Source organism: Paraliomyxa miuraensis, from assembly GCF_026337845.1.
In the GTDB taxonomy this organism is placed as follows: Bacteria; Myxococcota_A; Polyangia; order Nannocystales; family Nannocystaceae; genus Paraliomyxa; species Paraliomyxa miuraensis.
Genome location: NZ_JAOVZF010000148.1, coordinates 107,858 through 130,166 on the forward strand (window position 1 = coordinate 107,858; position 22,309 = coordinate 130,166).

At 71.0% G+C, this 22,309-nt stretch carries 21 protein-coding genes; 10 read left to right on the forward strand and 11 right to left on the reverse strand.

Annotated elements, in window-relative coordinates; all coding sequences use genetic code 11:
- The first annotated feature begins 33 nt into the window (after positions 1 to 33).
- Positions 34 to 1,653: an ABC-F family ATP-binding cassette domain-containing protein gene (locus tag OEB96_RS15065; protein WP_266216493.1), complete on the forward strand. Its 1,620-nt coding sequence runs from the start codon at positions 34 to 36 to the stop codon at positions 1,651 to 1,653.
- A gap of 191 nt (positions 1,654 to 1,844) precedes the next feature.
- On the forward strand, positions 1,845 to 2,483 hold the full coding sequence (locus OEB96_RS15070) for a PDZ domain-containing protein (protein ID WP_266216494.1): 639 nt from the start codon (positions 1,845 to 1,847) through the stop codon (positions 2,481 to 2,483).
- 8 nt (positions 2,484 to 2,491) lie between these two features.
- On the opposite strand, the gene OEB96_RS15075 is transcribed toward OEB96_RS15070, so the two are convergent.
- Positions 2,492 to 3,235 (reverse strand): hypothetical protein, encoded by a 744-nt coding sequence (locus OEB96_RS15075; RefSeq protein WP_266216495.1) that lies wholly within the window; start codon positions 3,233 to 3,235, stop codon positions 2,492 to 2,494.
- Positions 3,236 to 3,371: 136 nt separating this feature from the next.
- Here OEB96_RS15075 and OEB96_RS15080 point away from each other — a divergent pair, with 136 nt between their 5' ends.
- Entirely contained in the window at positions 3,372 to 3,665 is a 294-nt protein-coding gene (locus OEB96_RS15080) for a carboxypeptidase-like regulatory domain-containing protein (RefSeq protein WP_266216496.1), read from the forward strand.
- Positions 3,666 to 3,710: 45 nt separating this feature from the next.
- Here OEB96_RS15080 and OEB96_RS15085 read toward each other — a convergent pair whose 3' ends face one another.
- On the reverse strand, positions 3,711 to 4,400 hold the full coding sequence (locus tag OEB96_RS15085; RefSeq protein WP_266216497.1) for a hypothetical protein: 690 nt from the start codon (positions 4,398 to 4,400) through the stop codon (positions 3,711 to 3,713).
- A gap of 127 nt (positions 4,401 to 4,527) precedes the next feature.
- Here OEB96_RS15085 and OEB96_RS15090 point away from each other — a divergent pair, with 127 nt between their 5' ends.
- Complete coding sequence (locus tag OEB96_RS15090; protein WP_266216498.1) at positions 4,528 to 5,025, forward strand: hypothetical protein; 498 nt, start codon at positions 4,528 to 4,530, stop codon at positions 5,023 to 5,025.
- Positions 5,026 to 5,031: 6 nt separating this feature from the next.
- Here the strand turns inward: OEB96_RS15090 and OEB96_RS15095 are convergent, their stop codons facing one another.
- Positions 5,032 to 6,396 carry a choice-of-anchor V domain-containing protein gene (locus OEB96_RS15095; protein WP_266216499.1) on the reverse strand — a complete coding sequence of 455 codons (1,365 nt, stop codon included), beginning with the start codon at positions 6,394 to 6,396 and terminating at the stop codon, positions 5,032 to 5,034.
- A 132-nt stretch (positions 6,397 to 6,528) separates the two neighbouring features.
- Between OEB96_RS15095 and OEB96_RS15100 the strand changes: the two genes are divergently transcribed.
- Positions 6,529 to 7,332 (forward strand): hypothetical protein, encoded by an 804-nt coding sequence (locus tag OEB96_RS15100; protein ID WP_266216500.1) that lies wholly within the window; start codon positions 6,529 to 6,531, stop codon positions 7,330 to 7,332.
- Positions 7,333 to 7,346: 14 nt separating this feature from the next.
- On the opposite strand, the gene OEB96_RS15105 is transcribed toward OEB96_RS15100, so the two are convergent.
- The 3 genes from OEB96_RS15105 to OEB96_RS15115 are packed head-to-tail and all read right to left on the reverse strand — an operon-like array spanning position 7,347 to position 10,431.
- The gene (locus OEB96_RS15105; RefSeq protein WP_266216501.1) at positions 7,347 to 7,808 is read right to left on the reverse strand and encodes a hypothetical protein; all 462 of its coding nucleotides are present in this window, start codon (positions 7,806 to 7,808) and stop codon (positions 7,347 to 7,349) included.
- Positions 7,805 to 9,406 carry a hypothetical protein gene (locus tag OEB96_RS15110; RefSeq protein WP_266216502.1) on the reverse strand — a complete coding sequence of 534 codons (1,602 nt, stop codon included), beginning with the start codon at positions 9,404 to 9,406 and terminating at the stop codon, positions 7,805 to 7,807. The genes OEB96_RS15105 and OEB96_RS15110 overlap by 4 nt, the downstream gene beginning before the upstream one ends.
- On the reverse strand, positions 9,403 to 10,431 hold the full coding sequence (locus tag OEB96_RS15115) for a dTDP-glucose 4,6-dehydratase (RefSeq protein WP_266216503.1): 1,029 nt from the start codon (positions 10,429 to 10,431) through the stop codon (positions 9,403 to 9,405). The genes OEB96_RS15110 and OEB96_RS15115 overlap by 4 nt, the downstream gene beginning before the upstream one ends.
- 62 nt (positions 10,432 to 10,493) lie before the next feature.
- Between OEB96_RS15115 and OEB96_RS15120 the strand changes: the two genes are divergently transcribed.
- The 3 genes from OEB96_RS15120 to OEB96_RS15130 are packed head-to-tail and all read left to right on the forward strand — an operon-like array spanning position 10,494 to position 14,933.
- Positions 10,494 to 12,758, forward strand: coding sequence for a thrombospondin type 3 repeat-containing protein (locus OEB96_RS15120; protein WP_266216504.1), 2,265 nt, complete (start codon positions 10,494 to 10,496; stop codon positions 12,756 to 12,758).
- A gap of 30 nt (positions 12,759 to 12,788) precedes the next feature.
- On the forward strand, positions 12,789 to 13,910 hold the full coding sequence (locus tag OEB96_RS15125; protein WP_266216505.1) for a radical SAM/SPASM domain-containing protein: 1,122 nt from the start codon (positions 12,789 to 12,791) through the stop codon (positions 13,908 to 13,910).
- Between the two features lie 6 nt (positions 13,911 to 13,916).
- Positions 13,917 to 14,933 (forward strand): prenyltransferase/squalene oxidase repeat-containing protein, encoded by a 1,017-nt coding sequence (locus OEB96_RS15130; protein WP_266216506.1) that lies wholly within the window; start codon positions 13,917 to 13,919, stop codon positions 14,931 to 14,933.
- A gap of 15 nt (positions 14,934 to 14,948) precedes the next feature.
- Here OEB96_RS15130 and OEB96_RS15135 read toward each other — a convergent pair whose 3' ends face one another.
- Positions 14,949 to 17,912: a serine/threonine-protein kinase gene (locus OEB96_RS15135; RefSeq protein WP_266216507.1), complete on the reverse strand. Its 2,964-nt coding sequence runs from the start codon at positions 17,910 to 17,912 to the stop codon at positions 14,949 to 14,951.
- A gap of 23 nt (positions 17,913 to 17,935) precedes the next feature.
- On the opposite strand from OEB96_RS15135, the gene OEB96_RS15140 reads away from it, so the two are divergent.
- Together OEB96_RS15140 and OEB96_RS15145 are read left to right on the forward strand one after the other, a co-directional pair.
- Positions 17,936 to 18,604 carry a glycosyltransferase family 2 protein gene (locus tag OEB96_RS15140; protein WP_266216508.1) on the forward strand — a complete coding sequence of 223 codons (669 nt, stop codon included), beginning with the start codon at positions 17,936 to 17,938 and terminating at the stop codon, positions 18,602 to 18,604.
- Positions 18,605 to 18,700: 96 nt separating this feature from the next.
- Complete coding sequence (locus OEB96_RS15145; protein WP_266216509.1) at positions 18,701 to 19,498, forward strand: hypothetical protein; 798 nt, start codon at positions 18,701 to 18,703, stop codon at positions 19,496 to 19,498.
- Here OEB96_RS15145 and OEB96_RS15150 read toward each other — a convergent pair.
- From OEB96_RS15150 to serC, 4 genes are all read right to left on the reverse strand, one after another.
- Complete coding sequence (locus tag OEB96_RS15150) at positions 19,495 to 20,232, reverse strand: suppressor of fused domain protein (protein ID WP_266216510.1); 738 nt, start codon at positions 20,230 to 20,232, stop codon at positions 19,495 to 19,497. The two genes, OEB96_RS15145 and OEB96_RS15150, sit on opposite strands and share 4 nt — an antisense overlap.
- Before the next feature lie 139 nt (positions 20,233 to 20,371).
- Complete coding sequence (locus OEB96_RS15155; RefSeq protein WP_266216511.1) at positions 20,372 to 20,668, reverse strand: type II toxin-antitoxin system RelE/ParE family toxin; 297 nt, start codon at positions 20,666 to 20,668, stop codon at positions 20,372 to 20,374.
- Between the two features lie 5 nt (positions 20,669 to 20,673).
- Positions 20,674 to 20,886 carry an addiction module protein gene (locus OEB96_RS15160; protein WP_266216512.1) on the reverse strand — a complete coding sequence of 71 codons (213 nt, stop codon included), beginning with the start codon at positions 20,884 to 20,886 and terminating at the stop codon, positions 20,674 to 20,676.
- Between the two features lie 191 nt (positions 20,887 to 21,077).
- Positions 21,078 to 22,193: a 3-phosphoserine/phosphohydroxythreonine transaminase gene (serC, locus tag OEB96_RS15165; RefSeq protein WP_266216513.1), complete on the reverse strand. Its 1,116-nt coding sequence runs from the start codon at positions 22,191 to 22,193 to the stop codon at positions 21,078 to 21,080.
- Positions 22,194 to 22,309 lie beyond the last annotated feature (116 nt).

Below are 22,309 nucleotides of genomic sequence, written 5' to 3' on the forward strand. Positions count from 1 at the left end.
GGCCTCCTCGGCGGTGTAGTATCCGCGCCGCCCGTGATCACCCTCGACAACGTCTCCAAGCGACACGGCTCGCAGATCCTCTACGTCGACGCCTCGATGGCCGTGTTTCGCGGCGAGAAGATCGGCCTGGTCGGCCCCAACGGGGCCGGCAAGTCGACCATCTTCCGCATGATCGTGGGCCAGGAGGCCCCCGACGAGGGCACCGTCTCGCTCGAGCGCGGGCTCACGGTGGGCTACTTCGACCAGAACGTGGGCGAGATGTCCGGGCGCAGCGTGCTGGCGGAGACGATGGCCGGAGCGGGCGAGGTCTCGGAGCTGAAGGCCGAGCTGCACGCGCTCGAGCAGGCGATGGCCGATCCCGAGCGCATGGACGAGATGGACGCGCTGGTGGCCCGCTACGGCGAGGTGCAGCCGCGCTTCGAGGAGCTGTCGGGCTACGAGCTCGATGCCCGGGCGCAGGAGATCCTCGCGGGCCTGGGCTTCGATCCCGAGGTGGTCGAGGGCGACGTGGCCAAGCTCTCGGGCGGGTGGAAGATGCGGGTGGCGCTGGCCCGCATCCTGCTCATGCGCCCCGACGTGCTGCTGCTCGACGAGCCCACCAACCACCTCGACATCGAGTCGATCCTGTGGCTCGAGCGATTCCTGCGCGAGTTCCCGGGAGCGCTGGTCATCACCTCGCACGACCGCGAGCTGCTCGACCGGCTGGTGACCAAGATCGTCGAGATCGACGGGGGCGAGCTGACCACGTACTCGGGCAACTACGGGTTCTACGAGAAGCAGCGCGATCTGGCGGCGGCACAGCACGAGGCCCACTACGCGCGGCAGCAGGCCATGCTGGCCAAGGAGCAGGCGTTCATCGACCGCTTCGCGGCGCGGGCCAGCCACGCGGCGCAGGTGCAATCGCGGGTCAAGAAGCTCGAGAAGATCGACAAGGTGGATCCTCCGCGACGGCGCAAGGTGATCGAGTTCGAATTTCCCGCCCCTTCGCGCTCGGGCAACGACGTGGTGCGCCTCGAGGGGGTGGTCAAGCGCTACGGCTCCCGCACGATCTACGACGGGCTCGAGTTCACGGTGCGCAGGCTCGAGCGCTGGTGCGTGATGGGGGTCAACGGCGCGGGCAAGTCCACCCTGCTCAAGCTCGTGGCCGAGCAGATCACCCCCGATGCGGGAACGGTCACGATCGGCGCGAGCGTGCAGCTGGGGTACTTTGCGCAGCACGCGATGGAGCTGCTCGATCCGGAGCTGACCGTGCTCGGCGAGGTCGAGCGGGCGCACCCGAGGGCCACCCAGGGCTCGCTGCGCAATCTGCTGGGCGCATTCGGGTTCAGCGGCGACGACGTGGACAAGCGCTGCCGGGTGCTGTCGGGCGGCGAGAAGGCGCGCCTGGTGCTGGCCAAGATGCTCTATCGACCGCCGAACTTCCTCGTGCTCGACGAGCCCACCAACCACCTCGACCTGGACACCAAGGCGATGCTCACCCGGGCCCTGCGCGACTTCCAGGGCACGATGCTGTTCGTGTCCCACGACCGCGAGTTCCTGGCCAAGCTCGGCAACCGGGTGCTCGAGCTGACGCCCGAGGGGGTTCATCCCTACGAGGGCGGCTACCTCGAGTACGTGGAGCAGACGCAGCGCGAGGCGCCGGGGATGCGCTGACCCGGCGTTGCACTGGATTGCCGCGAGGTCACGCGCTGGCCGGCGGCCCGTGACGGATTGACACGCGCGGCCGGATCGAGCGCGGTGACCTCGACGCCGATGCGACGGGTGACGACGGCATTTTGGACGCCATGCAGCAGCCCGCACCCGCCAGGCCGGAGTTGGCATGGTCGTTGCCTTCAAGCCCGTGCATGACGTCGAGTGAGCATCCAGTCCCGTCTTCGCGTTGGCTCCGCACCCTGCCGTGGCTGGCGGGGCTGCTCGTCGGCGCCAGCGCCCACGTCGTGTGGTGGACCAGCATGCGGCACCAGCCCGAGGCCGAGGTTCGGGTGGTCACCGTGCCGAGCCCCACCCTGCACGTGGTCGTGCACGATCGACGAACCGCGGCACCGATGGCCGCGGAGCACGAGCGGGGACACGACTGTGGCGAGGACCGCGTGCGCAAGGCTCGACGCGATCGACGGGGGGCAAGGAGTGGGGCGGCGGGGGCGATGGTGTGCAGCGAGCGGGGCTGCCGGGTCCGCCGCAGCTTCGTCCAGGAAGCGCTGCACGAGCCCGGCTTGCTCGGGCCGGCCACGCGGGTGTCGGAGGTGCAGGACGCCGAGGGCCCGACGAGGCTTCGACTCGACGGCGTGCTCCCTGGTAGCGTGCCCGACCTCTTGGGGCTGCGCAGCGGGGACAAGATCCTCTCGGTCGACGGGCTTCCCACCGATTCACGAAGGAGCCTCGCCGAAGTGGCGCGTCGGCTCGAGCACGTGGGGGCGTTCACCATCATCGTGGAGCGCGACGGTCGGCGACATGCGCTGCGCCACCGACTCGTCGAAGGCTGAAGAGCGGCTCAGCCTCTGGCCGCGAGGCGTCGACGCTCGCGCGCCGCCTTGCGCTCGGCTCGGCGCTCGCGCCATTGCTCCCACAGGGTGGCGGTGGGCACGTAGCGAAGCCGACCAGTGCGCGAGTCCTGGGGACTCCAGCCCACGACGATCCCACGGAACGCAGCCGCCTCGGGATCGATGCTGAAGTTGGCGCGCAGCTCCATGCCCGTCCCGGGCGCATCGGGATCGACGTCGACGTTTGGCTCGAGCATCACCTCGCCATCGCGCTCGGCGTCCTCCGGGCTCGGGTCTGCGAAATCCCCGGGAGCCACCGGATCGAGCGAGCCCTCGTCGTCGAAGGCCTCGGCGGTGGGCCGAACGGGGCACCCCGGTGCGGGCTCGGCTTCGTCGAGCGCTTCGGGCACGGTGCTCGGGCCGTGATCGCGCCAGTCGACGCAGGTCACCTCGTAGCCGTCGGGATCGCGACAGGTCCAGCCCGGTGACTCGGCCTCGGGCAGGTATCCCGCGCATGCAGCCATCAGCACGGCGAGCGCTCCCAGCATCACCGGGGCGAGCATCCTTGCCGGCTCGCGTCGCAGGCGAACGTAGCCGCGCGCGTCGACGCGATAGGAGAGACACACCCTCCGTCCCTCGTGTGCGCCGAGCAGCACGTGCAGCTCGGCCTCGGTCATCGACGAGACATCGTGCACCTGATGCTGGCAGCGCTCGCAGAACCCACCATCGCCCTGCCTGGAGCCCGGGGCTGGCACGAAACCATCACAGGACCCCGCGATGGGGAGTTGCCGGCGATGCAAGGCCACGACCCGGGAGCAACGCGCCCCCGAGGGCCGACTTACACGCAAGCCCATGTAAGCGCTCGCCCGGCCGACGAGTTGGGCCGACACCATGCGCGCACTGTTCCTCGCATCGGCGATGCTGCTCGCCGGCGGAGGCTCCGGCCACCACGGGGTGATCTCCGGCCGCGTGATGAACTCGAAGACCGACGAGCCGATCCCGCACGCCCTGGTCGTCCTGCAGTGCGCGTGCCTCTCGGGCTCGCGCGAGACCCAGACCAACGACGAAGGCATCTACGCGTTCCGGGGGCTGCCCGCGGGCACGTACACCATTCAGGTGCTCGCTGGCCAGGCCGATGTTTCGAAGGTGGTCACGCTCTCGCCCAGCAAGCCTCGGTCGCCCTGACGCGACGCGGGCACGCCCACGTCGTGCGAGCTTGCGGAGCGCCGCTCAACCGGAAGTGCCGCCCGCCGGCATGCACATCGACGTGTCGAACGTGCACATCATCGGGTCGCAGGCCAGCACGCCGCCGCCCAGGCCCAGCGAGGCACAGTCGAAGCCCTGGAGATCCAGCCCGTCGCACTGCTCACCCGGATCGATGACTCCGTTGCCGCAGTTGCCCATGGGCACGCACATCGAGGTGTCGAAGGTGCATGTGATCGGATCGCAGGCCAGCACGCCGCCGCCCAGGCCCAGCGAGGCACAATCGAAGCCCTGGAGATCCAACCCGTCGCACTGCTCGCCCGGATCGATCGCCCCATTGCCGCAGCCAGGACCGCCACCCGTGGTTCCGCCGGTGGTGGTTCCACCGCTCGTGGTTCCGCCGTCCGTCGTCCCGCTGGTGGTGGTCCCGCCGCTGGTGGTCCCGCCGCTCGTGCTGGTCTCGCCCCCGGTGGTGCTCGAACCCCCGGTGGTGACTTCGCCCTGCGTGGACCCGCCCGTGGTCGCCCCCGTGGTGGTTCCCGCCGTGGTCGCCCCCGTGGTGGAGCCCGCGGTCCCGTCGGCCACGCTGGTCGCCCCGGGCTCGAAGGTGGTCACCCCCGTGCTCGTGGCAGATCCTTCGGACGACGCCGCGGTGCTCTCCCCCGAGCCAACCCCGCCGTCGTTGCCACAGGCGCCCAGTGCGAGGAGCGAAGCCACGCTCCAAGCCCATGTTCCAGCTCGGCTCGACATGCCGCGATCATCGCATGTGCACGGACGTGATGCGACGCTTGCTTGACCGCGGGTCGAACCGGCGGATACCGTTGGATCCCAGGGGATTGCACGCATGTCGAGCTCGGAGCGCACCACGACCCGTCGGCAATGGCTCATCGCCGCGCCCCTGGGCGTGGCCGCGCTGGGACTCGCGGCACACCGCTGGTGGTCGTCGCGCTCGCCCGAGGGTGGGTCGTCGGCGCTGACTTCGATCCAGGCCGGGCAGAGGCTCGATCGTTGGACCGTGGTCCGCGTGCACCCGCTCCACCTCGGCGCGGTCCCGGTGGTGCTCGAGACGGCCGATGGCAAGCGCTACCAGGTCGACGTGCTCTCGCGGGATCCCTCGGGACCCGAGGGCGTGGCGACCACCGAGCACCTGAGCCTCTACGTGGTCGACATCCAGGCCGCACCGGACAGCGACGGGCAGCGACCCACCGATGAGGAGCAAGGGCTGGGCGCGATGGTGCTGGCCCGAGCGCTGGCTCGCGAACCGGCGCCCGATGGGCTGCTGACGCTCAGCGAGCGCCAGCGTCAGTTCCCACGTGGTTCGTTCGGCGTGCCGCTGGTCTGACCCGACTTAGAAGGTCGTGGTCGCCATGGGCTCGGGAACGGGCCAGGGGGGCGGAGGCTCGCTCCACCCGGTCGACGTGCTGCCGGCCCACGAGGTGGAGCCCTGGCCGCCGTCACCCGGGCCGCCACTCGTGCCCCAGTCATCACCACCGCGGCTGGTGCCGCCGTCGGTCGTGTCCCAGTCGCCGCCGTCGCTCGTCCCCCAGTCGTCGCCGCCGTCCGAGCCTCCTTCGAGCGTCGGCTCCCACAGCGGATCACCGGGCGCGGGGTCCACCATCACGTCGTCCACGCCAAAGACGTCGAGCGAGGTGCCCTCGCCCACCGTGAAGGCAAAGCGGGCGAGCACGTAGGCGTGTCCCGCCGTGCCCGTCAGCTCGTGCTCGGCGTATGACCAGCCCTGCGACTCGCCGCCCCACATCGGACCGTGGATCGGGCTCTGATCGTCGTACCACCCCTCGCCCTCGCCGATCCCGCCCAGCGGCGCCCAGCCGACGCCACCGTCGGTCGAGAGCTCGAGCCAGCCGCCGGCCACTCCCGGCTCGGTATCGTAGTGGATTGCAAACGCGATGATCGGATCGAGCGTGGACATCGACAGGTCGAGCGGCGGCAGCTCCAGGTAGCCCACCACTCCGCCTCCCATGCCGTTGCCCGCGACCCCAAACGCCTGCGGATCCCCCACCGTGGCCGCCTGCCCCGCGCCCCACGTCCACGCGGGCATCGGGGTCGCCGGAGACTCGTACGACGTCCAGCCGCCGTCGCCGAATTCGAAATCGTGGAAGTAGGGCATGGGCAGGCGGAACACGGACAGCGTGATGCTCGAGCCGAGCCCGCCGTTGTCTCCGTTTTGATTGCCGTTTCCGTTGGCGACCACCCCGTTGTAGTGGAAGTCGACGTCACCGGCCGCCTGCGCGGGCGCAGTCCACTTGGCGGTGAACTCCCGCGTCGCACTCATCCCCCCCTTGTGCTCGAGGTACTTGCGGTTGCCGGTGTTGGCCGCGACCGACTCCTTGACGTTGGCGCCGAGGTTGCCGAACGTGCCCACGTTGTTGCGCGCTCCGTCGATGGCGGTGAGCTGGAAGCCGTAGCCGGCCGGGTTGCCCGCGCCCGCCGCGGCCGTCATCTTCACGTCGTAGACCTGCCCGGGGCGGTAGGTGGCGACCAGCTGCCCCCCCGAGGTGATCTCGAGCAGCTCGATCGTCGGGCCGAAGGGCCCGCCGTTGTGACAGCCGATGCACAGCTGCCCCGTCTCGGCCGGCGCTCCGGTGGCTCCGTGCCCACCCACCGCCGCACGCCCCCCGGAGTTGCCCATCATCATGGCAGTCGCTCCCGCGAGCGAGAGCATCACCCCCGCGACCTTGGCCTTGCTTCGCATGGACCCGACCATCGTGCTCACCCTCCCCTGCGGGCCAACCACGGCCAAGCGCCGCGCGACCAGCCCCAGCCTCAGGTGTAGCGGCTGGTGGGTGCGAGGTTCAACCAGATAGAGCTAGGATGAGCGCCGACCATGTGCTGCTTCTCGCCGCTCTCGATTCCGCACACGCTCTGGTCGCGGCTGTTTCCCCCGCGGATCAAGGTCGCCGGGACGCGCATCTTCGCGCGCATGACGGGCACGCCCGAAGCGCCGCAGCAGGTGCTGGTGTACTCGATGAGGCTCTCCACCCCCGCCGGGGTGGCGATGCTGCTGCCGATTCCAATCCCGCCGGGTGCGGGCGAGGACGCGCTCCGCTTCATCGATCTCGAGCAGCACCCTCGCTTCTTCGAAGACCTCCACGAGCTGTTCGAACCCATGCTGCTCGCGCGCAGCAAGGGCGGCCTGTCGTTCCCCCAGCGACGTCGCAAGCTCGTGGTGCACCAGGTGGGCGCGTTCTCGGCCTCGTTCGTGCCCAGCGCGGACGACTTCGATCGCGTCGACGAGCGCTTCCGCCTGCCACCGTCGATCTGGCACGAGCTGGGTGACTACGAGGGCTTCGGCTTTGCCGTGTTCCAGCTCGACCCCGGCACCGGCAAGCAGATCCATCCCATGGCCATGCGGTTCGCTGCACGCACGGCCGATCGGCTCTACTTCCCCACCGTGCACGTGCACGACGGGGCGGTCCATCCGACGGCGAAGTTCGACCACGTGCTCTACTACCAACACCCACGTCTGCGCGGCGTGCCGTATCAGCCCCACCCGCTCCACATCGACGATCTCTCGCTGTTCCCTCCCACCAAGGACGTGCAGGGGCTGCTCGACCAGGAGCTGCTGGTGGCACGACGATCGCTCCGCGGGCGGCTCCCCAATCGCGATACCTGGGTGGCGCTCACCTGATCCACCCCTGCCCGCTACATGCCCGGAACCACCACCGTGGCCTCCTGCGCCCGGATCCTCCGCGCGAGCGCATGGGTGGTCGCGCGGATCGTCCCGTCGGGCAGGATGGTCTCGGGTGGATGCACGTGGCCGTAGAAGATCACGTAGCGCTCGGTCTCCACCGGAGCCGACTCGGCGCGCGTGCCCTTGGTCGCCACCATCAGGGCAAAGCCCACCTGGTCGCGACCGAGCTCGATGTGCAGCAGGCCATCGCGCGGACCGTCGAGCGCCTGCACGGTCCACCCCATGAGCCGCTCGCCCTCGGCGAGGCCTCCCAGCAGGGCACGGCCCTCGTCGGTGATCCGAGGCGCCCGCGCATCCTGGGCCTGGGCCTGGCGCTTCACCGGATCGACCCACGCCACCAACAGGCCCAGCGCACACGAGAGCGCCACCAGGGCCGGGACCCACGCGCGGGGGCTCTTCCATGCGCTCGTCATGGGCCTCCTTCACGCCGCAGGGCGATCGTCATGCCGCCCCCGGGGTACACCACCTCCAGCAACGGGTCCCAGAGCTCGGGCGGCATCACCAGGGCCAGCCGAGAGTCCTCGCGCAGCACGAACACGGCGCCCGCCGGAACCGCCGACGGGGTCAGCTCGTCGGGCATGACCGGCGCGCCGTAGAAGCCCAGACGCAAGGCCTGCAGCAGGGCCTGGCGCTGCCCGTTGTTGGGGTTGCTGAGCGAGGTGAGCTCGTGGAGCTGGTCGGCCTGCACGAGGTAGTGGACGGTGCTGCCCGGCAGGCCGCCGCCGCGCTCGAACATCTCGGCCAAGAGCGGCTCGTTGGTGTAGATCGGTCGCCCGGCCCAGTCGGGGTGCTCGCGCAGGCGAAGGACCATTCGATCGAGCGTGGGCGAGTGCTGATGCCGCGCGATGCGAGCCCCGTCGCCGAACACCACGGGCCCCAGGGCCAACAACGTCGCCAGCGGCACGCGGGCGAGCGCAGGGAGCCCGGCGCCCCCGAGCGCCACGGCGAGCGAAGCAAGCCCCCCCACGACCAGTGCCCCGGCCCGGCCGCCCGCGCGCTCGGAGGCGAAGGCCAGGATCGCGAACGCCAGCAGCCCCAGCCCGCGGCGGCGAGGCGACGCCGCCCCGGGCTCCGCGCCCCACTGCTCCACCACCCGGCTCACCGCCAGCGCGAGGAACGGCAGCACGGGCAGCAGGTACCGCGGCGAGAGATCGAAGTTGAACAGCTGCCAGCGCGGCAGCAACACCAGCGCCCCCGCGAACAGCCCCACGAACACGAGTCCCGCTCGCTCGACCGCATGAGCCGACGATGCGCGCCAAAGGCCCAACAGCGCCACCACCGGGGTGATCGACAGCGCCGCCGCCATCACCACGGGCAACGACGCCTGCGCCTGATGAGCCTCCCAAAACGGGTTGCCCTCCATGGGGGCCGCCAGCGCAGGCGGGAACCACAGCATCCACACGAGCTCGCGGTGATAGATCGCCCCGGCCACCCCGTAGACCAGCGGGAACGCGCACAAGCCCAGCAGCACCCGCGGTCGTCGGCGCCACGCGGCCCACACCGCGAGCACCAGCGCCAGCACGGCCAGCTCGGCGCGTACCCAGACCAGCACCCCGGCCACGACTCCCGTGGTCAGCCAGCGCTGCCGCGACCACGACAGCGCCACCAGGGCCACGCCGACCACCGCATCGGCGTTCATCAGCCCGGCCGCGCCTGCGGCCACGTGCATGGGCGACAGGGCGACCACCGCGGCGGGCAGCTCGGGCCGTGCATGCCCGAGTCTCGCCGCCGTGCTGGCGACCAGCGGAACCGCGAGCGCGGCCACCAGCACGTGGGCCCAACAGAACGCGCCGAAGCCCGCCGGAGCCACCGGAGCGTAGAGCACGGCCAGCGGAGGACGAGCCTTCTGGAGGAACACGGTGGCCAGCGGCTCGCGACCCACCAGCGAGGCCAGCAGGTGGGTGAGCACCCCTTCGTCGTGCAGGAAGCGACCGTCGAGCACGGCGGCACCCGCCAGGCCCACGTAGGCGGCCGTCAGCAGCAGCACCACCGCCCATGTCCGCGCGCTCATCGAGCGCTGCACTCCCGGGCCCAGGCGATCGTGCGGGCGAGGCCCTCGTCGAGGCTCACGGTCGGCCGCCAGCCGAACAGACGCGTGGCCAGGCCGTGGTCACAGCAGAGACGGGCGACCTCGGCCCGTCGCGGCGGGTCGTGCTCGATGGGCGAGCTCGAGCGGCAAAGCGCGACCACGCGCCGCGCCAGCTCGACGATGGTGGTGGCCACCCCGGTACCGAAGTTCACCGCCTGCCCGATCGCCGCCGGGTGCTCGCCCACCGCGAGGAACGCCCGAACCATGTCGTCCACGTAGCAGAAGTCGCGGCTCTGCTCGCCGCTGCCGTGGACGAGCAGCGGCTCGCCCCGCAGCGCGCGTGCGACGAACCTGGGGATCACGTCGTAGGGATGGCGAGGGCCAAACGTGTTGAACGGCCGGATGATCGCGACCGGCAGCCCATGGGTGCGGTGATAGGCATAGGCCAGCCGATCCGCCGCCAGCTTGCTGGCGGCATAGGGCGACGTGGGCATGAGCGGGTGATCCTCGGCGATGGCCGGGGTCTGGGCGTCGCCGTAGATCTCGCTCGACGAGGTCACCACCACGCGCTCGAGTCGGAGGCACCTCCGCGCGGCCTCGAGCACGCGCAGGGTGCCGTCGAGGTTGCTGCGCAGCACCTCGCCCGGGTGGTCGAACGAGCGGTCGACGTAGGCGTCGGCCGCCAGGTGCAGGATCCGCTCGGGCTCGAAGGCCACGATCTGGGCCTGCGCATCGCTGCTGGCCACGTCGGCGGCGATGACCCGAGCCAGATCGCGCTGCACCCCGCCCAGGTTGCGCAAAGCATGGCCGGCGATCCCCACCGCCGCGCTCGTCAGCGAGGAGGGCCTCACCAGCGCCGCCACGCACGCCCCCCGCGAGAGCAGCCGCTCGACGAGGTGCGAGCCCAGGAAGCCGTCGGCCCCGGTCACGAGCACCCGGCGCCCTCGCCACGTCCCCGCCTCGTCGTGCACGAGGGTGACGGTATCATCACGCCACGGACCTGCCACGGCGGGGGACGCGAGGCACGGCCCAAGGCAACTCGGCCCGAGCTCGGGCGTGTGAGGTCCTCGTGAAGCAACACGAGTCCCTGAACCACGGGGCGCGCTCTCTTTGGCTGGGGCTGCTCGCATGTGCCTGCACCGTGACCAACGTAGGGCCCGAGTCGACGGATGCGACCGACGATGGGACCACCGGTCCGACCGGCGAGCCGACGAGCACGACGACCGAGCCCACCGCAGATGACACGGGAACCACCGCCGTCGATCCATCGGGCACGACCGGCTCCGACGCGACCGGCTCCGACGCGACCGACACCGATGCCGACTCCTCCGCGGGAACCGAGTCCTCGAGCGGTGACCCGGGGATGACCGAGGTCACGGGCGCCTTCCACAAGGGGCCGATGCTGCTCGGCTCGTCGGTGTGGGTCTCTCCCCTGGCCGGCAACGGAATGCCGACGGGTGCGGTGTATCCGACCCAGGTGCTCGACGACACGGGCGCCTTCGCAATCGACGTCCCGGGGCCAGCGGCGCGATTCGAAGCCAATGGGTTCTTCTACGACGAGCTCGAGGGCAGCCTGTCGACGGCCGCGATCACGCTCGAGGGCGTCGTACCGCTCGCGGGCGCCTCCACCGAAGCCACCATCAACGTGCTCACGCATCTGCAGGCCGATCGGGCGCTGGTCCTCGTCGATGGCGGCATGTCGATCCCCAACGCGCTGAACCAGTCGGCCCAGGAGACGACGGCGGCGCTCCTGGTCGGGGCCAGCGTGCCCCCCATGGGCCCCTTCACCGAGCTGGCCATCCTGGGTGACGGTTCCCTCGACGATGCCTACCTCCTGGCGGTGTCGGCCGTGCTGCTGCAGGCGGCCCACGATTCCGGGGAGCCTCCCGTGGCCGCCCTTCAGCTGCTGCTCAACACGCTCGCGGCCGACCTCGCCATGGATGGCGCGCTCGATCCGGAGCGGGTCGCCCAGCTCGACGACGCCGAGCGCAACGTCGACGTGAATGCCGTGCTGGCCAACCTGGGCGACTGGGCGAGCACGGTGGGCGCTCCCTGGAACCCGCCCGCGCTGGCGGAGGTGATCGACAACGACCAGGACGGGGTGGCCAACGCGTTCGACAACTGCCCCTTCGTACCCAACCCGGGCCAGGAGGACGGCAACGGCGACGGTACCGGCGATGCCTGCCAGGGCGAGTGCCCCAACGTGGTCCTGCCCGGGCCGATGGGGGATCTACCGTGGCACCAGAGCATCGCCATCGGGATGCCGGTCGACGAATTCACCGGCAGCTGCGGCACGCCAGGACCCGAGCGCACCTACCTGATCACCGCTCCCGAGGACGGCACCTATACGTTCCAGGTCACCCAGATCTCCGCCGTGTTCTCCGACATCCACCTCTACTTGCTCGATGGCCCGTGCGGGGGCGGGGTCGAGCACGCCTGCAACGACGCGCTCTCCGGGGCGCCCCTGGGCAATTCTGGTCTCGAGCTCGACCTGCTCGCGGGCGAGGTCGTCACGGTGGTCGCCGACGGCATCGCCAACGGCCCGGGGTCGGGCCCGTTGATCACGATCGCCCGCAAGGGCTCCTGCCCCGACGCCGACCTGGGGATGATGCCCCCGCCGTTCACGGTGATGGGCTCGACCCTCGATCAGGGCACCGCCGGCGGGGGAAGCTGCGGAGGTCTGGGCTCCAACGACTTCGCCTACACCTGGATCGCTCCCCAGACCTCCACCTATCGCTTCGACACCACCGGCTCGGGCTTCGACACCCTGGTGCACGTGCGCAACGGGAGCGACTGCAACGGGGCCGAGCTGGCCTGCAACACCTTCGAGCCGGGGTTCGGCCCGCCGGGCATCACCACCGCCGCGCTCGTTGCCGGCCAGGCGGTGACGATCTTCGTCGACGGCGAGGACACGAGTGCGTTCGGCGGCTCGTTCACCGAGGGCGACTTCCAGCTCACCGTGACCAACGAGTGCCCCGACACCGACCTCGGCAATGCGGTCCCGCAGCTGGTCTCGGGCACCACCTTCGGTGCCTCGAACCAGTTCGATCCCTCGTGCACGTTCGCGGCGACGCCGGACGAGCCCTTCCTGTTCACGGCCCCCGCGAACGGCACCTACGTGTTCCACACCGCGAGCGCCGGCTTCGACGCGGTGCTCTACGCGCTCGATGGCAGCTGCGGCGGACCGGAGCTCGCGTGCACCCAGCAGCCCGCCGGCGACCTCGCCACCCTGCAGATCCCGATGACGATGGGGCAGACGATCACCGTGATCGTCGAGAGCGCCAACCCCTTCGATCCGACCGGCACGTTCGACCTCGAGGTCACCATGCTGTGAGCGCGGCCCCGACCCGGGTACAATCGCCGCGTGTCCCTGCTCGACCACCCCACCCGCCGCCTCGCGCTCGTGGGTCGCCTGGCCGAGACCTGGGTGCACCGCCCGCCTTCGCCCACCCGGGTGGTGCTCGACGTGACGCGACGCTGCAACCTGCGCTGTCGCATGTGCCACACGTGGCGAGCGCCCAGCGAGGGCGAGCTGACGCTGTCGGAGCTCGACGCGCTGCTGTCGAGCCTGCCCCGGCTGGTGTGGCTCGACGTGACCGGCGGCGAGCCGTTCGTGCGGCGTGATGCCCAGGAGCTGCTGGGGCTGGCCATGCAACGCCCGCCCGCGCTGCAGGTGCTGCACTTCCAGACCAACGGCTGGGCGACCGACCGCATCGTCGAGGCCACCGCCGCCACCCGAGCCCAGCGCACCGGAGTCGAGCTCATCGTGACGGTGAGCATCGACGGCCCGCCCAGTGTGCACGATGCGATCCGCGGACGCCCCGGCTCGTTCGAGCGCGCGCTCGCGACCCTGCGCGCGCTGTGGGCCTTGCCCGGGGTGGAGGTCCACGTGGGGACGACCATCACCCCCGACAACGCCGACGCCATCGACGAGCTGCTCGAGTGCTTGCTCGATGCCGTGCCCGGATTCCACGCCAGGCGCTGGCACTTCAACTGGGCCCAGGTGTCGCGGCACTTCTACGGCAACGAGCACGTGCGAGCGTGGCCCAAGGTCCCTCCCGCGGGCCTGCTGTCGCGGCTGCGGCGACGGCGAGGCCCGCCCACCGGGCTCGTGGAGCTGATGGAGCAGCTCTATCTGTTGCACCTCGAGTTCGTGCAGCGTGGCGAGCCCAGCGGGATCCCGTGCCAGGCCCTGCGCAGCACGTTGTTCGTCTCGCCCGAGGGCGAGCTCTACCCCTGTCACCTCTACGATCGCCCGCTGGGCAACCTACGCGAGCACGACCTGGCCACGCTGTGGGCCTCGCCCGCGGTGGCGGCGGCACGGCGGGACATCGAGGCGCTGGCCTGCGGGGGCTGCTTCTCGGCGTGCGAGGCCTATCCCGCGCTGGCCGGCGCGCCCGTGGCCACGGTGCGCCAGACCGCGCGGCGTGCCCTGACCCTGTGGAACGAGCGGCGAGCCCACGGCCCACGCGATGAGATCGGATGAGCGCAGATGCCCGATCGTCCCTCGCTCGCCGCCCGTCCTCGCCGTGCCGCGCTGCTGCGCTGGCTGGTCAGCGACGCCGTGGTGGCGCCCGACGGGCGCGTGTGGTCATGGCACAACCCCGCGCACCCGGGCTACGCCTACCCCGAGGCCGGCGGGCTGTGGCTGGCCCTGCTCGCGCGCGAGCCCAGCGGCGGCGATGCTCCGCTCGAGCGCGTGGCGGCGTGGTTGCGCGGCTGCGAGACTCCGCACGAGATCGGTCGCGATGGGCGAGGCTACCTGTTCGACCTCGCCATGGTGGTGGCAGGCCGACTCTCGTGGGCCGATCGATGCGGGCACCAGTGGACCGACGAGGGCCCGGCGATCGCGGCGATGCTGGCCGCGCTCCGAGCCGGGCGGGCCACCTCGGGCCCCACCCACGGCGAGCGCTGGAGCGAGCGCTTCGGCCCTCATCTGCTCAAGCTCGCGCTGCCCCTGGCGCGCTGGGTCGAGCGCACACAGGACCCCGAAGCCACCGCGGCCCTGACCGAACTGCTGGCAACCCTACGCCCGCACACGCTCGAAGGTCGCGTCCCCTCCGAACCGAACGACGGACCCGGCGACGGGCCCACCTACCTGCATGCCCACTGCTACGCGGCCGAGGGCTTGTGGCGCCTGAGCGAGGCCCCTGTGCCCACGCCCGTGCGCATGCAGGCTCGCGAGCTGGCCGACCAAGCCGTCGCATGGCTGGCCCGCGTGCAGCGAGCCGATGGCGGCTTGCCCCCCTGGCACGATGGAACGCGAGGGTGGGGTCCGGCCCCGGCCGATGTGGCCGCTCAGGCCGTGCGCCTGTGGAGCGGGCTCGATCCCGCTCGGTATCGTGGTGCGATCGACCGCGCCCTGGCCTTCCTCGGGCGCCTCGGCGATCCCAGCGGCGGGCTGCGCTACCACGAGACCAGCGACGATCTCAACACCTGGGCCACGGTCTTCACCGTGCAGGCGCTCGACTTCGCCGAGGGCAGGGCCGACGTGCGACGACTGGTGTGAGCGAGCACCACGACCTCATGGCGGGTGTCGATCGAGCCACTGGGCGACATCGGCGGCATGGCCCGCATAGAACTCGCTGGAATTCTCGAACGAGACGCGCGCCTGCTCGGCGAGCGACCGGGCCCGCGCGCGCTCGCCCGGCTCGGGCCACAGCACGCGTGCCAGCAAGAAGCGGGCCTCGGCGAGCTGCTCGCTGGCCACCTGCCCCGACTCTCGCAGCTCGAGCGCCCGCACGGCAGGGGCTCGCGCCGCCTCGTGATCGCCCCGCTCGAGCGCGAGCTCGGCGAGCCCGACCAGCGCCATGGCGATCTTCGGGTACCCAGGCCCCATCGACCGCTCCCACACCCCGATCGCACGCTCGTAGCACTCGACGGCCTCGACCGTCCGATCGAGGTGGCGCAGCGTCTCGCCCATGCTCTCGAGCACGACCCCGAGATCGTGATGCTCGGGCCCCAGCGCCTCCTCGAGGATGGCAAGACCCTGGCGCAGGCGCTCGTAGGCTTGCTGGTCCCGCCCCTGGAACCGCAGCGCCTGGGCGATGTTGACATGGAGCTGACCGACCTGGGGGTGGGTGGGCCCGAGCGTGCGCTCCCAGATGCCGAACGCACGCTCGAGATCCGCGAGCGCCTCGTCGGTCTGACCCTGCGCGATCAATGCGGTGCTGAGGTTGGCCAGCACGCTGCCCACGTGGGGATGGTCGGGCCCGTAGACCTGCTCCCAGATCGTCAGCGCACGACGGTAACTCTCGAGCGCCTCTTGGTGCTTGCCCTGATCGCCCAGCACCGTGCCGATGTTGTTGAGCACGGCTGCGACCTTGGGGTGCCAGGGACCGAGGACCTGCTCGCTCATCGACAGGGCCTGGCGGAACTCGTCGAGAGCCTGATCGAGCTCGCCCTGCTCGCTGAGGACCCCACCCGTGCTGACCAGGATCCTGGCGATGGCGAGGGGCTGCCCGCCCGCGTCCTCCTCCAGCGCCAGCGACCGCCGGTAGTGGTCGAGGGCCTCGTCGAGCTTGCCCTGGTCTGCGAGCACGCTTCCGGTGTTGCCGAGCAGGTCGGCCATGACATCGGGATCGCTGCCGAGCCGCTCGGCGAGCGCCAGCCCCGTCTTGCTCCACCACAGCCCTCGCTCGTGGTCGGCTCGTTGGTGTCCCACCACGTGGATCAAGCGCCCCACCGCGCGCACCGCCAGCCGATCGTCGCCCTGCTCCACCGCGATCAAGTACGCGCGGTCGAGATCCGCCTCGGCCTCCGCGTAGTGGCCACCGGCCGAGTAGAGCTGCCCGCGCTGGTAGAGCGCCTCCGCCACCAGCGGGAGGTAGCCGAGCGCCTCTGCCTGCTCGGCCACCACCTCCGCCCTGGCGAGCGCATCGACGTGCTCCTCGATCGCAGACAGCGAAGAGATCAGCGCGAGCTGCTCGCGCAGCGCTCGGACCCGCTCGGCCTCGGCAGGCTCGTCGGGGAGGGACTGCACGGCTCGCAGCGCGGCCACGTCGTCGCACCGCGAGGGCCGAGCCAGGCCGGACACCAGCGCAACCCCTTGCCGAACCCGCTGCGGGCTGGCCTCGAGCAGCACTCCCACCGCCTCGCGAAGCTCCGTGCGGCGCTCCATCAGGCAGTGCATGCGTAGATCCAGGATCTGCGGGTCCTGCACCCGATGCACGTGGGTCGCCTCGCACGCTCGGACATGCGCTTCGATCCACGCGGTTGCATGCGCGTCCAGCTGGCTCGAGATCCGCGCCGATGCGTCGGCGGCATAGGGCAGGTCGGTACCGAGGATGGCGGCTTCCAGCGCCCCTCGGCGCTCATCGTCCCATGTTCCTGCGAGCTGAGCCCGCGCATCCTGACACTGCACGACCTCCGCCTTCGGCCACAGCAGCCAGCTTCCCGCCACGACCACCACTCCGGCCGCGGCCGCAGCCAGCCAGGCGCCGCTTCGGCGGGGGCGCACGACCTGTCGAAGCTCGGCCAGCAACGCGTCCATGGTGGGCCAGCGCTGGCCTGGATCGAGCGCCAGCCCGCGCAGCACGATGCTCCGGACGCGCGGGGGCACGCGGGTCCCCGCCGGCGGTGGGCGGAGCTCGGCGTTCATCAGCGCGATCGTCAGGCGTCCCACCGTGTCGCCCACGAACGGGCGCTCACCGTAGAGCGACTCGTAGAGCGCCACGCAGAACGAGAACTGATCGCTTCGCGCATCGACCGTGCGCCCGCCGAGCTGCTCCAGGGACATGTAGGCGGCCGTCCCCATCACCGCGCCGGTCTGGGTCAGCAGCACCTGCGCTGGATCGAGCCCCGGATGCGACTCGAGCGACTCGTCGCCGAACGAAGACACGGGCCCCCGCACCAGCCCGAAGTCCAGCACCCGGGGGCGCCCGCTGCGGTCGACGATGCAATTGTCGGGCTTGAAGTCGCGGTGGACGAGCCCGGCCGCGTGCGCCGCCGCCAGGCCCTCACCCGCCCGTAGATAGACGGCCAGCCGCTCCCTCCAGCCGTGGTCGCCCTGCTGCCACCGGCTCAGCGTCTGCCCCTCGACCAGCTCCATCGCGATGAACCAGTGCCCCTCGGCCTTGCCCACCTCGTACACCTGCACGATGTTGGGATGCGAGAGCTGGGCCATGGCCTGCGCCTCTCGCCGGAGCCGAAGCGCCTGGCGGTCGGCCTCGGTGTGCAGCACCTTGAGCGCCACCGTCCGGCCGATCACCTCGTCGCGGGCCCGAAGGACGACGCCCATGCCTCCGCGCCCGAGGACCCCGAGCACGCGGTAGCGCCCCAGCACGGCGCCGGTCGGCAGCGTCGAGCGACCCGCGCGCTGGCCCGCCTGGGTGACGACCCGCTCGGCCGAGCCGCCGTCCTCGGCGTGCTCGGTGACGTCGCAGAGCGCCGGAGTATCGTCACCGCGCGGCGCAGGCTCACCGAGGGAGGTCGGGTTCGCATCGGCATCGGGCATCGGCGTCGCGCGCAGGATCGCACGGTCCTGCACGGCTCGTGTACCCTGCCCCCGCCGTGGCCACCACCACCGCCATCATCGCCGCGCTCGACGAGGCAGGAGCCATCGGCGAGGTCGTGCGCGGGTGTCTGCGGCACGTGGACGAGGTGGTGGTGGTCGACGACGGATCGACCGACGACACGGCCGACCGGGCCGCCCGCGCCGGAGCCCGAGCGCTGCGAAACGACCGCAATCGCGGCAAGGGAGCCTCGCTGCGCCGGGCGGCGGCACAGGCCCGCGGCGAGCTGCTCGTCACCCTCGACGGCGACGGACAGGACGACCCCGGCGACATTCCGCGGCTGCTCGCCGCGCTCCACGAGGGTGCCGATCTCGTGATCGGCTCGCGCTTTGCGGGGCGGCTCGAGCCCGGAGCGATCACCCCCGTCAACCGCATGGGCAACCTGGCCCTCACCGCCGCGCTCAACCTGCTCTACGGCGTGCGCCTGTCGGACACCCAGGCGGGCCTCCGCGCCATTCGGCACACGCTGTGGCGGAGCCTGCCGCTTCGCGCCGATCGCTACGAGGTGGAGACCGAGGTGCTCGTGCGCGCGCTCCTGGCCGGGGCCCGCGTGACGGAGGTCCCCGTGACCCGACACCCTCGTACCCACGGACGCTCGGCCTTGCACGGCCTGCGCGATGGCAGCCGCATCCTCGCCTGCATGCTGCGGCTGCGGCTCGGTGGGTGACCGAACGCCGTCTCACCCGAGCCCACCCGCTCGCGAACGCTCCACGCCGGCTCGCGAGCGATTTCCTGGTACTGTAGCGTGGTCGAGGTGTATGTGATGACGAGCCGACCTCTCCACCTCCTCATCGGCCTCGCCGCCGCGCTCTCCCTTGGCCCCGCCTGCGGCATCTTCGGGATCGAGGACGAGCCCGACATCACCGACGGCGACCTCTGCAGCAGCGACGACGACTGCATCACCGGCGTCTGCACCACGGCCAGCCTGTGCTCGCACAGCGCGTGCACCTGCCCGGGTGACGCCTGCGCCCCGGGTGGCGACGAGGTCGACGCCTGTCGCGAGGGCTGGGTCTGCGTCGACAAGGACTCGATCCTCGATCCGGTCGTCGACTTCTTCGGCGGCGATCCCAGCGAGCGCCACGGCTACTGCATGCCGCGCTGCGACGCGGGCTGCCCGGAGCACTACGTGTGCAACGGAGAGCTGTGCTCGCCCGACGAGTACTGGGCCTACCCGATCCCCACCGTCGTCTGGACCGGCGCGGTCGCGGGCGAGCTGAGCGGGCGCAACGGCGACACCACGGTGGAGGTGGAGGAAGGCGCCACCATCACGCTCGAGGGCTTTGCCGAGTCGCCCACCCAGACCGAGATCACCGAGCTGCGCTGGACCACGGTCTCGCAGGCCGGCGACTACCTCGACCACGAGGGCTCGTCCATCGAGATCACCGTCCCCTCGGGTGGCACCGGCTACCGCCGCGTCGAGCTGACCGCGGTCGACGCCCGGTCCCGCTCCGGCATGCTCACGGTGGTGTTCTCTGCCTGCTTTGGCGCCGGCACCTCGTGCGGCTACCAGGGCTCGGGGTGCTGCACCAGCTGCGACGACGCGACCTCGACCTGCCTCTAGCCGAGCATCACCCCGAGCTCGTAGCGGCGATAGAGCGGGGCCTTGCGTCGATCCTCCCGCATGGATCCTCGCGCGGGATCGGTGATCGCCAGCGGATCGTACTCCATCACCAGCCCCACCTTGCGCTCGAGCGTCCAGTCGGTCATCGGCTCGAGCTCGTCGCGGGTCAGACCGAACAGCTGCAGGAACAGCACGCGTCCGTGTGGGGTGTCGATCGCCCCGAGGCGGGGATCGGGCACCAGCACCACCCCCTCGAGCGCGCACGACCGCTCGGCCTCATCCCCACCGCCCTCCCGGTTACTCGTCGCGGGCGGACCAAGCGGACCTCCGAGGTCGATCACGTGCCCCGTATCGAGCCCCGCGTGCCCCGACAGCACGTAGTGCCCCAGCGCCTGCAGCAGCTGCACCGCCCATGCGGGCGGCGTGCCCTCGCCGACCGCTCTGGGCAGCCGCAGCGTGAGTTCGAACCCGAACCCGCTGTGCTCGGGATCCGGCGAGCTCTTCTCGAACAGCTCGGTGAGCCCATACGTCACGAAGTGCCAGTGCTCGGGCGCGCGGGCCTCGTACACCGAGATCGCCGGCAGCGGAGACTGCCCCTCCAGGTCGTACGCACGCTGGCTGGTGAGCTGGTGCGGTGTCTGCCCGGGATACGACGAGGCCAGCGCACGATCGATCGCCGCCCAGCCGGGCGCATGCACGGGGTAGCGCGGATCCTCGCCGTCCTGCTCGCTCATGATCTCGACCGCGGTCTACCACGAACGGCCGCGGGAGTCGCCCGCACGCCTAGAGCGGCTCGAGCCGACCGACACGGGGAGCAGCGGGGGTCGACCCAAGCTGCCGAGCCTGCTCCCACCACGCCTCCGCGGCGCAATGTCAGCGTTCGCGCCAGTAGCCGTCTCGTCGCTTGCCGTGGGCAATCGCGACGATCTTCACGACCGCGTCGCCGGGATGCCAGCGGTACACGACCTTGAACGGGAACCGATGCAGTGGCATGCGGCGAGTATCATGCCCGGCAAGCATCCATCGTCCCGGAGCCTCGGCAATGATCTCGAGCGCTCGCGCGACCTCGTCGGCGAATCGCTCGGCTGCCATGGGGTTCCGAGCTGCATACCACTGCCACGCGTGCTCGAGTTCCTCGGCCGCCTCGGGCATCCATGCAATGCGAGCCACGGGCCCTACCGTCCGATGCGCCGCAGCACGTCGGCGTTGTCGAGCAACTCGACCTCACCTCGGTCGAGCCGTTCGATGCGGCGTCCGATCTCCGCCTCCCACGCCTCTTGTGCCCCCTCGTCCTCGGTCTCGGCGCTCTCGAGCAGCTCGAGCGCAAGCGCGATCCGATCGTCGGGAGGAAGGGCAAGCGCCACGGCGCGGGCCTGTGCGAACGACATCGACCGGAGGATAGCACGCATGAGCCAAGCGTGGCGCGCTACATGAAGCGAGGCCGATGCCAGGCCGAGGACGCGCCGAGATCTGGTCGGAACGACGGAGTCGATCCAAGCGGAGCAACGCTCGTATGGCGCCACCGGCGATCACGGGATCTTCGCCGAGGCGGCGCAGCCGCGGAGACCCGCTCGGTCGCTCAGGCCGTGCGCTCGAACTCCCGCATGAACTCGCACAGCACGCCCACGCCGGCCTCGGGGAACGCATTGTAGATCGACGCGCGGCAGCCCCCCACCGAGCGGTGCCCCTTGAGCCCCGACAGCCCCGCCGCCTCGGCCTTGGCCAGGAAGCGCTTGGTCTGGGCCTCGGCGTCATCGCCCTGCAGCGTCCACGTCACGTTCATCGTCGAGCGGCTGCCCACCTTGGCGTGCGGCCGGTAGAGGCTGCTGCCGTCGAGCACCGCGTAGATCTCGTCGGCCTTGCGACGGTTCCGCTCGCCCATCCGTACCGCCCCACCCTCGTCCTTGACCCACGCGAGGACGTTGCGCAGCACCATGATCCCGAACGTATTGGGCGTGTTGTAGAGGCTGTTGTTCTCCGCGTGGATCCCATAGCGCAGCATCGTGGGCACGTGCCCCACCGGCGTGCGCTCGAGCAGGTCCTTGCGGATGAACACCAACGTCACCCCCGAGGGCCCCAGGTTCTTCTGCGCGCCCGCATAGCCGAGCGCCACCCGATCCATCGCCATCGGCCGCGCGCCGATGTTGCTCGAGAAGTCCACCACCAGCGGGGTGTCCCCCGTGTCGGGCATGTCCTCCCACTCGGTGCCGTAGATCGTGTTGTTGCTGGTGATGTGCAGGTAGCTCGCCCCCGCGTAGCTCTGCGGCCCGGGCATGGCGGGGATGTGGTCGTAGCCGCTGGCCTTGGAGCTGGCCACCACCTCGGTGGCACCCAGCGCCTTGCTCTCCTCGATCGCCTTCTTCGACCACACCCCCGTGTCGATGTACGCCGCGGGCCGATCGGCCTGGCGCAGGTTCATCGGCACCATCGCAAACTGGGTGCTCGCCCCGCCCTGCAGGAACAACACCGCGTGCTCCTTGGGCACGCCCAGCACCTCGTGGCACAGCGCGATGGCCTCCTCGTGGATGGCGTCGTAGGTCTTGCTGCGGTGGGAGATCTCGAGAATCGACAGCCGGGACTCGAGCGAGTCGTCGCCGGGCACGTCGAGGGAGCGGATGGCCGCCGCGGTGCGTTCGAAGACGGCGGGCGGGAGGATCGCGGGACCCGCCGAGAAGTTGAAGGGGCGCTCGGTCATGCGCCCATTGGCTCGGATTCCTCGCGCGAAGTCAAAGGCCGCGGCGGCCCCGACCACCGCTGCGCTCCATCCGTCGGCGTGAGGTGAGTCGCGCATGGGTGCGGTGACGCGCATCG